The 14,315-nt window shown below is 41.8% G+C and carries 14 protein-coding genes; 6 read left to right on the top strand and 8 right to left on the bottom strand.

Annotated elements, in window-relative coordinates; genetic code table 11:
* Positions 1-194 precede the first annotated feature (194 nt).
* Complete coding sequence (locus I8748_RS09060; protein WP_198124291.1) at positions 195-626, top strand: NfeD family protein; 432 nt, start codon at positions 195-197, stop codon at positions 624-626.
* A 142-nt stretch (positions 627-768) separates the two neighbouring features.
* The gene (locus I8748_RS09055; protein ID WP_198124290.1) at positions 769-1,776 is read left to right on the top strand and encodes an SPFH domain-containing protein; all 1,008 of its coding nucleotides are present in this window, start codon (positions 769-771) and stop codon (positions 1,774-1,776) included.
* Positions 1,777-1,864: 88 nt separating this feature from the next.
* On the opposite strand, the gene I8748_RS09050 is transcribed toward I8748_RS09055, so the two are convergent.
* Both I8748_RS09050 and I8748_RS09045 read right to left on the bottom strand, forming a co-directional pair.
* On the bottom strand, positions 1,865-2,269 hold the full coding sequence (locus I8748_RS09050) for a Fur family transcriptional regulator (RefSeq protein ID WP_198124289.1): 405 nt from the start codon (positions 2,267-2,269) through the stop codon (positions 1,865-1,867).
* 229 nt (positions 2,270-2,498) lie between these two features.
* Positions 2,499-2,786, bottom strand: coding sequence for a hypothetical protein (locus tag I8748_RS09045; RefSeq protein WP_198124288.1), 288 nt, complete (start codon positions 2,784-2,786; stop codon positions 2,499-2,501).
* 717 nt (positions 2,787-3,503) lie between these two features.
* Here I8748_RS09045 and I8748_RS09040 point away from each other — a divergent pair.
* The 3 genes from I8748_RS09040 (at position 3,504) to purQ (ending at position 5,061) form a co-directional block, all read left to right on the top strand.
* Positions 3,504-3,653 carry a hypothetical protein gene (locus I8748_RS09040; protein ID WP_198124287.1) on the top strand — a complete coding sequence of 50 codons (150 nt, stop codon included), beginning with the start codon at positions 3,504-3,506 and terminating at the stop codon, positions 3,651-3,653.
* A gap of 211 nt (positions 3,654-3,864) precedes the next feature.
* Positions 3,865-4,143 (top strand): phosphoribosylformylglycinamidine synthase subunit PurS, encoded by a 279-nt coding sequence (purS, locus tag I8748_RS09035; protein WP_096560101.1) that lies wholly within the window; start codon positions 3,865-3,867, stop codon positions 4,141-4,143.
* A gap of 240 nt (positions 4,144-4,383) precedes the next feature.
* Positions 4,384-5,061, top strand: coding sequence for a phosphoribosylformylglycinamidine synthase subunit PurQ (gene purQ / locus I8748_RS09030; protein WP_198124286.1), 678 nt, complete (start codon positions 4,384-4,386; stop codon positions 5,059-5,061).
* A 78-nt stretch (positions 5,062-5,139) separates the two neighbouring features.
* Here the strand turns inward: purQ and I8748_RS09025 are convergent, their stop codons facing one another.
* Positions 5,140-5,727, bottom strand: a complete 588-nt coding sequence (locus tag I8748_RS09025; protein WP_198124285.1) for a Uma2 family endonuclease — start codon at positions 5,725-5,727, stop codon at positions 5,140-5,142.
* A 165-nt stretch (positions 5,728-5,892) separates the two neighbouring features.
* Here I8748_RS09025 and I8748_RS09020 point away from each other — a divergent pair, with 165 nt between their 5' ends.
* On the top strand, positions 5,893-6,828 hold the full coding sequence (locus I8748_RS09020; RefSeq protein ID WP_318781205.1) for a Piwi domain-containing protein: 936 nt from the start codon (positions 5,893-5,895) through the stop codon (positions 6,826-6,828).
* Between the two features lie 234 nt (positions 6,829-7,062).
* Here I8748_RS09020 and I8748_RS09015 read toward each other — a convergent pair whose 3' ends face one another.
* From I8748_RS09015 to I8748_RS08995, 5 genes are all read right to left on the bottom strand, one after another.
* On the bottom strand, positions 7,063-7,683 hold the full coding sequence (locus tag I8748_RS09015) for a pentapeptide repeat-containing protein (RefSeq protein WP_198124284.1): 621 nt from the start codon (positions 7,681-7,683) through the stop codon (positions 7,063-7,065).
* A 288-nt stretch (positions 7,684-7,971) separates the two neighbouring features.
* On the bottom strand, positions 7,972-8,934 hold the full coding sequence (locus tag I8748_RS09010; protein WP_198124283.1) for an orange carotenoid protein N-terminal domain-containing protein: 963 nt from the start codon (positions 8,932-8,934) through the stop codon (positions 7,972-7,974).
* A gap of 823 nt (positions 8,935-9,757) precedes the next feature.
* Entirely contained in the window at positions 9,758-11,302 is a 1,545-nt protein-coding gene (gene trpE / locus I8748_RS09005; RefSeq protein ID WP_198124282.1) for an anthranilate synthase component I, read from the bottom strand.
* Between the two features lie 182 nt (positions 11,303-11,484).
* On the bottom strand, positions 11,485-11,904 hold the full coding sequence (locus I8748_RS09000) for a photosystem I reaction center subunit II PsaD (RefSeq protein ID WP_198124281.1): 420 nt from the start codon (positions 11,902-11,904) through the stop codon (positions 11,485-11,487).
* Between the two features lie 135 nt (positions 11,905-12,039).
* The gene (locus tag I8748_RS08995) at positions 12,040-14,049 is read right to left on the bottom strand and encodes a DICT sensory domain-containing protein (protein ID WP_198124280.1); all 2,010 of its coding nucleotides are present in this window, start codon (positions 14,047-14,049) and stop codon (positions 12,040-12,042) included.
* Positions 14,050-14,315 lie beyond the last annotated feature (266 nt).

Below are 14,315 nucleotides of genomic sequence, written 5' to 3'. Positions count from 1 at the left end.
TTAGCTGTCAACAACTTGAAGGCTAGAATAGACTGTACTTGTGTACCTCTGACTACAACTTGTTACTGAAATTAATCAAAATTCAAAAAAAAATTGGGAATTGGGAATTGGGCATTGGGCATTAGTTATTTCTTCCCCTTCCCCTTCCCCTTTTTCCCTTCCCCTTGTGTCAATGTAGTGTCTAGGATGGCGCTATGCCAAGTTCTACCTTAATTTGGCTGTTGGCGGGAGGAGTTCTGTGTTTCATGGAACTGTTCTTACCATCGGCTTTTGTTGCCTTCATTATGGGAATCAGCGCCTTTGTAGTGGCGTTGTTGTCTTTAGTGGGTTTAAGTATATGGCTACAAGTTACGGTTTGGCTATTACTTTCCACAGTGTTATTTGTGCTGTCGCGGCGGTTTTTGCAACCACGACGACGCCAATTAAAAATTCAGGATGCTGTTATAGCTGAAACTTTAACAGAAATTCCCGCTGGACAAGCCGGACGGGTGCTATATGAGGGAAATTCTTGGCGGGCAAAATGTGATGATGACAAACTCACCATAGCACCCGATCAAAGAGTGTATGTAGTTAGAAGAGAAGGTACCACTTTAATTGTGATGCCAGAAAATTTGTTGCATTCTTAGTTGGGAATTGGGAATTGGGAATGGGTAATGGGTAATTGGGAATTGGGAAAAAGAAGTTATTCACCTTTATCCCCCTCATCTCCCCCATCTCCCTCATCTTGTTTAAAGAAACATTTAATACTCAAAATTCAGGAGCTTTACAATGGGACAGTTATTTTTACTAATGTTTCTAGCCCTTGGTGGTGGTGCTGTGGCTGGGTCTGTTAAAGTCATCAATCAGGGCAATGAAGCTTTGGTGGAAAGATTGGGTAGTTATAACAAAAAACTGGAACCAGGACTCAATTTTGTTTTTCCTTTCCTAGATAAAATCGTTTACCAAGAAACTATCCGGGAAAAAGTTTTAGATATTCCTCCCCAAAAATGCATCACCCGCGACAACGTTGGCATTGAAGTGGATGCGGTGGTTTACTGGCGCATTGTGGATATGGAAAAAGCCTGGTACAAGGTGGAAAATCTCCAGTCGGCAATGGTGAATTTGGTACTTACTCAAATTCGCTCGGAAATGGGACAACTAGAGTTAGATCAAACTTTTACTGCCCGTTCTCAAATCAATGAACTTTTGTTAAGGGATTTGGACATTGCCACCGATCCTTGGGGCGTAAAAGTCACACGGGTAGAACTACGAGATATTATACCTTCTCAGGCAGTACGGGAATCGATGGAATTGCAAATGTCAGCGGAACGCCGCAGACGGGCAGCAATTTTAACTTCCGAAGGCGATCGCGAGGCTGCTGTCAATAGTGCTAGAGGTAAAGCTGATGCCCAAGTTTTGGAAGCGGAAGCCCGTCAAAAAGCTGTAATTTTACAGGCAGAAGCGGAACAAAAAGCGATCGTTCTTAAAGCCCAAGCCGAACGCCAGCAACAAGTTCTCAAAGCCCAAGCTATTGCTGAGTCAGCTGAAATTATTGCCCAAAAAATCAATACTAACCCTAGTGCCCACCAAGCTGTGGAAGTTTTGTTTGCTTTGGGCTATCTAGATATGGGTGCGACAATTGGTAAAAGCGATAGCAGCAAGGTAATGTTTATGGATCCCCGTTCTATTCCTGCTACTTTCGAGGGTATACGCTCTATAGTCTCAGATTCTCAAGCTGACTCCAACCAGTTATTTTCTGGGCAAGTACCAGGAGTGAATAATAACCGCGCTGGTTAAGATGGGGGATGAGGGAGATGAGGGGGATGGGGAGATGAGGGAGAAATAACTAATACCCAATTCCCAATTCCCAATTCCCAATTCCCAATTACTGACTAACTTCAGCACCTTGATTTACGTGGCATTGGTCACACAAACCAAAAAATTCAAGTGTGTGATAAAAAATTTTAAACTTATGGCTGGATTCTAACTGACTTTCTAGGTCATGTACGGGACATTGATTAATTGGAATGGAAATACCACATTGCAAGCAAGTGAGGTGATGCTTGTCTTGCTGCGCTAGGCTATATAAAGCTTCGCCGTTAGCCAAAGTCCGCACTTGTACCATACCTTCCAGTTTTAAAGCTTCCAAGGAGCGGTAAACTGTTGCTAGACCCATACTCTGATTGCGATTACGTAGTTCTACGTAAATATCTTGGGCGGAAATGCCTTGTTTGAGAATTTTCAGGAGGTTTAAAATACGCTCTTGACTGCGGGTGTGTATGGCTCTCATAGACAATTGTTTGAATTTGCCACTGTAGAGGAAGCTGTTATACTGGCTAACTAATAAATTAACTATAACTGCTCCATAGTCCTATTTTGACTCAGTTGGAGCAGATAGTTATGATCAGCGCGATCGCAGCATTCAGCCAAAGCCTGTGCAAAGTCACTTGCTAGCAGTCTTGTCTGTCCATTGCATTCAATAAAGATGAATTGCTAGTACTCTCTAAATCCGCAGTAGGCTAATACGTCGAAATTTGCTTACCCTCAGCACTGATACTGTATTTAATATTCAAAGTCCGCAATTTTTTAGTTATATTTTTTACATCCTCTCCTCTTCTTACTACTATTTTCAAATAATTTTTGGTAAATTCTGGCACTGTGCTTTCCAAATTTATGTTGATATCACCTAATTTTATTCTACATCCATCTCCGTTAGCCATTTCCTCTAGTTTCTCTGTCTGAGAAAGTTCTTTTATTACCATTCGATTAATTGTTGTGTTTTTTATGATTTCCTTTTGTGCGTTCATTTTTACACCTTCCGTTTTTGGATATTATTGTTAGTTATTTGGTATTAGAAGGAATTTACCAGTGCATTTTTTGATGTTTTCACAGGAACAAAGCAAAACTATTTAGCTAAGTCAAACTAGTGCTAGCAACACCAAAAAAGAGTAAACTTGCACTTGTATTACATCAAGTATCATCCTGATAACTGTGTTACTGTTATCTTCGCTACTCAATTTGCAATTGCAAATCTCCACTTTTAAGTTCAACGAGTTACACTTGCTTAGCTATCGCCTCAGTATTAGATGTCAGGTTGTTTAAGATAAGAGTGTGTATTTGTTTATTAGTTGACTGGATAAAATTCCATATATTAACTTACAGCATATCAATCACCTAGTAAACCATTTATACAAAACAACCTACTTTTCCCACCTTTCTTACTTTTCTCACCTTTATACCTTTATTAGTTTTTAATGGTGAAAATTAATCAAAAATCCATCAAAAGATTGATCTAAATAACAGCTTGCTCTCTATATTGGTAACATTTAGCCATAAATAATTAAAACTCTGGAAAAAAGAGGTAAACTGTAAATGTAACTCACATCACTCAGCAAGCTACAATAATTATTAGTAATTGGTTTTACTCTTTTGACCGAGACAATTTGAGATTTGAGATTAAAGCTTAGGCAAAAACCTCTTAAATTCTCATTTATAGGTATCCTTGGCGTATACTGACTTCAGCCATGCGATTAATCCAAAATCGGTTGACTGTTAAGCCCTTGGAGGTGACGCTTATAGTCCTAATAGGTAGCTTAATGGAAAAAATCGCTGATGCTTCTAGCGATGCTCGTAACGTCACCTCCAAGGGGGTAGTACCGATGCTTCCAGAATGAAGCAGAAAGTAAATGTTAGCAATTGTTGGCTTTTACAGAACGGAACATAGAGAGATAATAAGAGAGCAAGCATTGAATGAACAGAAATCTTGAGTAAATTAGTATACTCAAGCTTTTAGCTCAAACACTGCAAATAATGCTTTTAAGCATTAGATGAACATTTTAGAGAGACTAATGGTTGAAAGTATTGATTTTAGAGGTTTGTAAACTTGTGCAAAGGAAGTATCTAGCCAAAATTTTCGTGACGCTTCGCCCTTCAGTTTTAGATCCTGCTGGCGTGGCTGTACAATCTGGTCTTCAGCAACTGGGATACAATAACGTTGAGCAGGTGCGGATTGGAAAGTACATAGAATTGACCATCACCTCGACGGAAGAAAAAAAAGCACGTCAAGACCTGGAACAGATTTGTGACCAAATGCTAGCAAATCCGGTGATTGAAAATTATCGCTTTGATTTGATAGAGGTTGAAACCCAGACGGGAGTTTTTTAGGGATTGTGTACTGGGGATTTGGGACTAGGTACTGGGTACTGGGAGAAAATTCTTTTATTACCTAATTCCTGGCGTTGCTGAATTGAGGCATGAATGTTAAAAGTTTCATTTCTCAAACTCTTGCTCTCTGCGCCTGGTGCGCCTCTGCGTGAGACAGATTCATACTTTCACTCAGCAACGCCTAATTCCTTATCCCCATTCCCAAATGACAAATGACAAATGACAAATGACTATTAACTAATGACTAAATTCGGCGTTGTTGTTTTTCCGGGTTCTAATTGCGATCGCGATGTTGCTTATGTCACCAGAGATTTGCTTGGGCAACCAACTCGCATGGTTTGGCATCAAGAAACAGATATTGCTGATTTGGATGTAGTAATCGTACCTGGTGGCTTTAGTTATGGAGATTATCTGCGCTGCGGTGCGATCGCGCGTTTTTCCCCTGTGATGCAGCAGGTGATTGAACATGCCCAAAAAGGTAAATTTGTCCTCGGTATTTGTAACGGGTTTCAAGTATTAACTGAATCTGGACTGTTACCAGGGGCACTGACTAGAAATCAAGATTTGCATTTTATTTGCGATCGCGTGCCTTTAAAAGTAGAGCATAGCAATATCTCTTGGACGCAAGCTTATACAGATACTGAAATCATCACTCTACCCGTTGCCCACGGAGAAGGCCGATTTTATGCTGATAAGGCGACATTATCAGAGATTGAAGATAACGGTCAAGTGGTGTTCCGTTATGCAGGAGAAAATCCCAATGGTTCGTTGAATAACATTGCCGGAATTTGCAATCGTCAGGGCAATGTTTTAGGAATGATGCCACACCCAGAAAGAGCATCTGATCCTATGCTTGGCAGTAATGATGGTTTGAGGTTGTTTCAGGGAGTGTTAGAGAAGGTAACAGCGTTGGTCTAAATTTACCTTCGCACTTCATAGCTAACAAAGTTAGGGGTACAACAACAATGTACTTCTAACTTTTTTGTATAAATCAAGCTAAATAATTTGTTGTAAATCCAATACAAATCCAGGTAAGACATCTTCTCCTGATAAGCTAGTAGGATTGTCTAATATTTCTACATCTTTACCTGGATGATAAATTTCCACACGCTTATTTTTTCGGTCAATTAACCAACCTAATTGAGCGCCATTTTCGATATACTCCTGCATTTTATCCTGTAAGTCTTTTAGTGAATCACTAGCAGAGCGTAACTCTACAACCAAATCAGGACAAATTGGGGCAAATTTTTCTTGTTGTTCTGGGGTTAAAGCATTCCAGCGTTCAATTTTCACCCAAGAAGCATCAGGAGAACGTTCTGCACCATTGGGAAGTTTGAAGCCAGTTGAAGAGTCAAAAACTTCACCTAAATTACTTTTTGAGTTCCAAATATCCAGTTGAGTGGTTATTTTAACATTACGTCTGCCAGTATCACTACCTGTAGGTGGCATAATTAATAATTCCCCTGATGCTGTACGCTCAAATCGATAATCGCGGTTTTTCTGACACATCTGGTAAAACTGATCGTCAGTCAAGTCGATTTCTAATTTGAGTGTAGAAAGTAAAGTTGTTGTCGTGGCGTTCATAGGCTATTCTGAGCATCTTACTTTCTAGTTTAGTGTTCTGTGGGGTGCGATCGCAGCTAGTAGATGATGGAGAGCGATGGCTCTTTACTTATTAAATAAAAAGGAGGCGTTTATCGCCGTCAATCTCAATATGAAGATAAAGCAACACTAATTCGCATTATAGCTTTGAAGCTTTGTGATTTGAAGGTAGATCCTTTTATTAGGGAAGTTCAGCAACGTCTAAAACGCTATGGGTTTGAAAGCATAATCGCTCATCGATTTGGTATATCAGTAAGTAGTTCAAGTATCTCTGATGATAGAGAAAAAGTTGAACAAGCTATTAATGAATTAATGGCGATTCCTACTGACATTGTTTTAACATTTCTACCTCAAACCGATCGCCATGCTGATAATAGTGATGATGGTAGCTTTTATTCTTTTATTTCTTCACGTTTACTTCGGCGAAAAATTGCTAGTCAAGTAATTTATGAAGAGACATTAAAAAATACAAGTAATTATGGGAATATCCTTCATCAAGTAATTCCAGGAATTCTAGCAAAATTAGGAAACTTACCCTTTATTTTAGCTGAACCTTTAGAAATTGCAGATTATTTCATCGGCTTTGATGTTTCCCGAATTTCTAAAAAGAAAGGATTTGGAAGTAGAAATGTCTGTGCAAGTGTGCGTCTCTATGACAAACGAGGTGAGTTTATTCGTTACCGACTGGAAGATGCTTTAACTGAGGGTGAAACAATTGATAAAAGAACACTAGAGAGGTTTCTCCCATCTGCTGAATTAAGACAAAAAACTGTACTAATTTACCGTGATGGACATTTTTGTGGTGATGAAATAAAGAATTTAAGAGAAAGAGCAAAAGTTATTGGTTCAAAGTTTATTTTGGTGGAGTGTGTAAAATCTCAGATTCCACGACTATATAAATTTCAGCAGTCTGTAGTCACAGCGCCAACTAAAGGGTTAGCTCTTCGCTTATCACCGGATGAAGTAATTTTAGTCACTACTGAAGTTAAGTCTGAGAAAATGGGTTTACCTTATCCTCTGCGTTTAAACGTTATTCCCGATCCTGAACACAAACAGCAAGTATTAATTGAAAGTTTAATATAAGCTACACTTAAACTGACATTGCTACATCACGGGGCTTTGAAAGAACCTCGCTTACCCGTCCCATTATACGGTTCTGACAAAATAGCTTATCGGCGGTTACAAGGAATTGCTCCAGGTATAGTCGAAGGCGATCGCCAGTTTTGGCTATAGAATTAACTTCAAGGTCGCATAGATAGTGCGATCGCACTTGACTCAATTTTTAACGACAACATACGCACCTTAACATATCTCAGGTCAATTCACCTCAAGCAAACGTCGTTCAGGTAGTTTGACTTTGCTCAGGAAGCACTCGCCCATATCTACATTAGTCAAATCTACTTGTGTGAAATCAACGTAGCTGAAATCGGTTTTGAACAAAATAGCTTTAGCAAAATTCACATCACTTAAATCTGTGTTGCTCAAGTTTGCACCAGTGAGGTTTGCACCACTAAGATTTGCTTTTGCTAAAAAAGCGCCGCTGAGGTTTGCATAGCTTAAGTCTGCACCGCTGAGGTTCGCATAGCTTAAGTCTGCACCACTGAGGTCTGCTAAACGCAGGTTTGCATGTTGTAGAGAAGCCTGGTACAAGTCTACCTGAGTCAGATTGGCACGAATCAAGTTAGCAGCTTTCAGGTTTGTCCAAATCAAGTTTGCTTTCGTGAGGTCAGTTCTCCATAGGGAAGCCGCCGTCAAATTTGCTTCAATCAAATTTGCTCCGCGCAGGTTGGAGTGAGATAAATTTGCCTTAGCCAAGTCAGCTTGAGCTAAATTAATACCCGATAAACACATCTCGCTCAGGTTAACTAAGCGCAGGCTTACCTGACTGAATTTTCTCTCACCTGCACTATAGCGTGTTAGAAGTTCATCAGCATCCATACAGCTTGCTTTATAAATCTCCATTGCACCGAATATAAAAAATATTTTGATAAAAATATATTGATGATAATTTACAAAAATTGCTAATTAACATGGCATAAGCTTGGTGTGTCGCTCACTAATTCACTTATGCTTAAGCAGTTAAAGAAGCGACTAACACAGCAGTGTTATTCCTTCAATATTTAACTTGCATATCTAGTGATGTTGACTGATAACTGTCATCGGTCATCAGTCAACAAATTCTCTGTAGCAATACAGAAAAAGTATGCAATAAATATGCCTTCTGGCTTATTTACGCACTAGGTTCAGCAGTTCTTTGGGAGAAGCCAACAAGTCAACTGCTACGAAGAAAATTTTGCCTTGGGGGTCTAGCAAGAACCGCCATGCAATATTCATGCCGACATTGGCACCGAACCAGGGAGTTTGGACTTTGCCAGTAACTTTAATTTGGGTATAGCCATCTTCTGCTGGCTCAGATACGCCGCGTTCTGGCATCATTTTCAGCCCTTGGCATTGTTCACGCATGTATGCGAGGATTGCTTGCTGTCCGACAATCGGTCTTTCAAAAGGAGGTTGCAAGGCACCTTCGGAGGTAAACAATGCAACAGCTGCATCAAAGTCAAAGGCATTCATGTTATTGATATAGGCCAGCACTGTAGCATTATCAATGCCTTCAATTGTCACTTTAGTACGTAATGCTGGTGCAGTGGGAGGAGCCACCGGTTCGGAAACTTTTTTGTAACTACCAGGAGCATTCGGGTCAAATCCCATGTTAACTACAGCATTGCGTAGGATGGTGATTTGTTGACCTGAATCAGCTTGTCGAATTGCTTGCAACACTGAGGCTGCTTTGGGAGATAGTTGATAGCCTTCTGGAATCGGAGCGACGAGTCCCTTTTCCATCCATTCTGCTAGCTGAAACCAGAAGCCTAGTTTCAGGTTCATGCTGAAGGAAGCATAGGAACGACAGATGGGAGTGTCAGCACGGTTAGCCAAATCACACATGACTTGCGTTTGAGCCTCAAAAGGCATTTGCTTAATTTGCTCTAAAATGCCTTGCGCGAGAACCATATTGGCTGCTCCTATAGCCGCAACCGTAATTGTTTTACCCATTTCGGTGTAGGCAAACCACAGTAATGCTAGTTGATCTTCAGCCTTAAGCTGATTGAAGGATTCAATAGTAGTTGGAACAACGTCAGCAACGAGGGTGCCCGGAAAAATACTTTGAGCCGACTGGATGGTAAATGGCATATTTTAGAATCCCAATGAAATTTACAGTTAAGTGAAATCTGAAAAATTAAATTTGCTCAAATGCAAGTCAGGTGTTATGAGCTGACAGCGAAAACAGTCAACATCAAAGACAAAACCAACAGGATTGCAATTACACCAACAAATGCACGGCGAATCTGTTGCTTGTAAGTTGAATACTCACATTCATTCAGAACCCTAAGCGCGATCGCTGGCATAACGCATTACCTGAGTCTTGTAACGCTTTGTTAAGAAATATAACGTAAATGTTACATTTAAGCAATTGTTTCTCAGTGAGATTTTTATAAAATGTGCTTATGTAACACATCTAATTTCATCAGTAACTGAGGTCAAGGCACAAAGAGGAATCAACTCTAACTTTTCACAGGAAGTACCAAAACCCTGATCAAGGCTTGGGGTAAGGAAAACAAGAAAGTCTTACTACACCCCACACTAGAGTTCCTTTTTCACATACCGTCAAAAGTCAGGAATCAACTGACGTTTGCCTTTTGTCCTCTTTTTCTTCTTTTCTAGGACTCATGCCATTTCCAAAAATATTTGTAACACACGAATCGGCTGTAGGGGCGTAGAGTTATTAATAGTTTTAATTTATACTAAATATAAGAATATTTAGACACATATAAACTCCCAAATCCAGACCATATCTGATTTTTATAATTACAAATACGAATTATTGATTAGTCTAATTTTAGACGTATAGCAAATATACGCCTCCATAGCATCAGCTAATTCATGAAATTGTATTAGTAGTCTTGCTCAGTTATCGGTTAGGACAAGAAGTGCAAAAAGTTTGATCAGGTAAACTTCAACGTAAACAACGAATTGCTAACAGCATTCCTCTAGCTTTATTCAGTGTCTCTTCGTATTCTTTCTCTGGGTCGGAATCAGCCACCAAACCCGCACCAGCTTGCACACTAACGGTGTTATCATGCAAAACCATTGTGCGAATTGCTATAGCACTATTCAATTGTCCTTCAAAATCGTAATAACCATAAACACCAGAATAAACGCCCCTACGAGTCGGTTCTAACTCGTGAATAATCTCCATCGCCCGAATTTTGGGGGCGCCGCTGACTGTACCAGCTGGGAAGCAAGCTTTCAGTAAATCCCAAGCTGTTTTATTTGGCGCTAATTTACCCACAACATTACTGACAATGTGCATCACATGGGAGTAGCGCTCAACCACCATTAATTCATCAACTTTGACGCTACCACTTTGGCAAACACGCCCCAAATCATTACGTCCTAAGTCAACGAGCATCACGTGTTCAGCAATTTCCTTGGGGTCAGTGAGTAAATCACTAGCTAATGCTGTATCTTCAGTAGTTGTTTTACCTCTAGGACGTGTCCCAGCAATTGGGCGTACTGTTGCTATGACTCCACCATCAGGGTCTCGTTCTGCTTTCACCATCACTTCGGGACTAGAACCAATGATTTGCCAATCTTGGAAGTGAAAGTAAGCCATGTAAGGCGAAGGATTTATTTGGCGTAGGGAACGGTAAAGTGCAAAGGGGTCGCCTGTATATTCTGTAGATAGCCGCTGAGAAATAACTACTTGGAAGATATCGCCTGCTTTGATATATTCTTTTGCTTTTTGGACGCTGGCACAAAATTCTGGGCGAGTGAAGTTACTTGTATATTCTTCTGTCACCTCTGCTTTTTGATTGGTTGGGGGTGTCCACTCCAATATCGTTTTTTGCGGTGATAGGGGTAGAGATAACTTGCCTACCATTTCGGTAACGCGATCGCAAGCTTTTTGATACGCTGTTTGCAAATCCACTTTTGGATCACGCAAATCAGCATAAGCGATCGCCCATATTCTTCGTTTCACCTGGTCAAAAATTAACAGATGGTCTATCTGCATCCATAAACCATCAGGAATATTACGCTCATCAGGTGCATGAATAGGCACACGTGGCTCGATCCACTGAATTAATTCATAGCCCCAAAACCCCACTAAACCGCCAATTCCTTGGGGGAGTTGGGGTAACTTCACTGGGTGATAAGGTGCTAGACATTGAGCTAAAGCTGTAAAAGGGTCGCCTTCAAAAACAATTTGCGAACCATCACGGTGTATTTGGACAGTGCGGTAAGCCCCAGGCCCATCTTCAATGCACTTATCGCCCCTGGCTTCCAAAATCCACACCGGATCGCAACCCACTAGGCTATAACGCCCTATTTTCTCCCCACCTTCTACCGATTCCAACAAAAAGCTATAGGGCTGTCCAGCACAGACTTTGTACCAAGCAGACACTGGTGTATCTAGGTCTGCTACCCACTCCTGATACACTGGCACAAAATTACCTTGCAAAGCTAGCTCTTGAAAGTCGGAAAAATCGGGAAAGATCATAGACAGGTGAGGGATTGGGTGCTGGGTATTGGGTACTGGGGATTGGGTATTGGGTACTGGGGATTGGGTATTGGGTACTTGGTATTGGAAAGATTTTCCTAGTCCCCAGTCCCTAGTCCCCAGTCCCTAGTCCCCAGTCCCTAGTCCCTAGTCCCCAGTCCCCAGTCTCCAGTCCCTAGTCCCTATGCGTCGTAGGTATATTTACCACTAAACTTGAGTTGTGCTGGATTGGGGTTTTGTCCGATTCTGCGGGGTACAAAACGCACTTTCTCGCGACCTTCGTTCACTTTTTCTGGGAAGACACCATCAGCTGGGTGAATGAAAGTGGTTTCTCCGGTGGGCAAAATCCGGTAGATTTTGTAGTCCGTGATTTTAAATTTCCGGAGTTGACCGCCTAAAGCGATGCCTTGTTCTTTACGAGCTAGATACAACAGGTTTTCACCTTGGTGCATCGTTGCAGCACCACCTGTAGGCAATTCAAACACTTGTGCTTTGGGGCTAGTCCAAGTGATAGCGTACTTTTCTTCAACGCTTGCTTTTGTCAGCAAGCCACCGGTGCTGCCGGCATACAGGGGGGTTTTTCCAGAAAGTTGTTCTGCCATAAGCATTCTCTCAAGGTTTTTAGGGCATCCTAACACCGTCATCACCATCATATTGCGATCGCGTCATAGACTGTAACAGTTTTTAGTCAAAAGTCAAAAGTCAAAAGTCAAAAGTACAAAGTTTTTGACCATTGACTATTTACTCTTGACTTTTGAGCGCTTTTCCTCTTGGCTACTTTGAACAACAGGTACAGTGAAGTGAAACTGACTGCCTTGGTCTTTGCCCTTGGACTCGGCCCAAATCTCACCGCCCCAGCCATTGACAATTTGGCGGCAAATTGCTAATCCCAAACCAGTGCCGCTGGTGGTACGTCGCAATGCTCCTTCTTCTTGATAGAAGCGATCAAACACGATTTCCAGGCGATTGGGTTCGATGCCGCGTCCACTATCAGCCACGGTGACTTCAACCATGCGATCGCCGTTACGAATTGCCTTAATAGAGATTTCGCCTTCACTCGGTGTAAACTTATACGCATTATCTATAAGTTTTGCTAGCACTTCTACTAGCCAATCGCCGTCAGCTCTGACTAAAGGTAGGTTTGGGGAAATGTGAGTTTTGATTTGTGGCAGCTTTTCTCCTTGGGAACGGGTACGAAGTCGGCTGAGTGCTAAGTCTATGCATTCTTGTAAAGTCAAAGATTCTGGATGCCATTCCACTCGACCACTTTCCAAGTTAGAAAGCGTTAAGAAATCTTGTACCAGTTTCCGCATTCGTTCTGAGTCGGAAAGTGCAGTGTTGAGCATTACCTGCTGTAACTCAACAGGCATATCCGGTTCGCTGGCGAGACTTTCCAGACAAACTTGAATGGTGGACAGGGGAGTGCGGAGTTCGTGTCCAGTGATAGCTATCAAGTTGCTGCGGGTACGGTCAAGGGCTTCTAGTTGCTGGTTGAGGTCTTCTAAATTAGCATAAGCTTCTGCTTGAATGAGAGCAGACCCAATATGAGTAGCGATCGCTTTGACTAAATCTAACTCTCCTGTTTGCCATTGATGGGGTGGCAAGTTGCAATAGTGCAACTCGACGATGCCTAACAATCGTCCCTGATACAACACTGGTTCTATTAACCATGAACGAATAGCAAACTTTTTCACAATCAAGGACAGTGAGGCTGAACTAGTAACACGCAAGTCATTAGTTGCATCAGCTACACAGACGCCCTCACCCTGTTTGACTACTTCCTGAAACAGGGGGTTATTAGCTAACTCCCAGGTTTGACCACAAATAGGTAAAATACCTTGGCTCAAAAACTCATGTTCAATTATGGCTTGGTCATCTGTGGCTTGAGCGCGGTAAATCAGACACCGACCAACCCCTAAGTGTTGTCCAAGTTCTTGTGCTGCAATTTGCAGGACTTCGTGCGGGTCGAGCGATCGCCGAATTGCAGTACTAATTGAATTCACCAAGCGTTCTTTGCGAGCTTGGGCAGTAATGGAACGGTAAGCTTTGTGTAATTTGTACTGGCTAGCTTGCAGGTAAGTCACTAGGCGTTGTACAAAGGGGTCAGTGTCGATGTCACAAGCAAATTCAGCCACTTGGTTGGCTCTTTTGTTGGTTCTAGTCTCCCCAATGTCAAATCTCTGGCGTGCCTCCTGAATTTTGCTTGCTAGGTCTGGTCTGTAAACTAAAATCCTATCTAATAACAACTCAGCTGCCTTGAGACTGACACCCCTCTCCGATGTCCAAATCCCTTCAAACCTGCGAGATGTGTCCATATCTAAACTGGGGGTCAACTCCGGTGTTTGCTTAGTTTTAGCGATGGAACCAAGACTTTCTCGGCAAACCAGGCAAGTAGCATAGTTTTCCGCAATCACCACCAAATGCCACTCTTGACTTAAGGCATCTTCTGGCTCGAAAGCTATCTTTTCATAGTATTCCGAACTGTGTCTAAAGTCAGTTTCCGGTGCAGATAAAACGTATATTTGATTACTTCGCAAAGCCAGCCGCTGATAGCGGTGAGCTTCTTGGCGATAGTATCGCTCTCGTTGGAAGCTAGCAATTACCAGAGGTTGCTCTAGAGTCGCAGCCAAAACCTGGTCTTCCATCGCGTGCGATAGCGCCGTTAGTGAAGCCTTAAAATATAGCTGGGGCCGCAGGTAGGTTATGGACTGTAGCAGTTCACTCAGCACGGAAGTCGAAATGCTCATGAATATCGTTAAAAGAGAGCCGCAATCTGAACAAGATCCAGGTCACAGAAGCATTTTACAAATTACAACGGACTTTCAAGTGAAGTAAACAGTTGCAATATGTAAACAATCCTGACAAAACTTTCCACAAAGGCAGTGGTAGCGCTTTACAAAGAAGGGGAAGGGGCAAAGGAACAAGCAACTGTATAAGCACTATCCCTTTTTACTTTTGACCGAAAAAGAGGACGCTGGGAAACTGGGGGAGGGAGATTGCCGAGAGTTAATGG

The organism is Amazonocrinis nigriterrae CENA67 (genome assembly GCF_016056305.1).
Taxonomy (GTDB): domain Bacteria; phylum Cyanobacteriota; class Cyanobacteriia; order Cyanobacteriales; family Nostocaceae; genus Amazonocrinis; species Amazonocrinis nigriterrae.
This window is presented reverse-complemented; position numbering and strand designations above follow the sequence as displayed.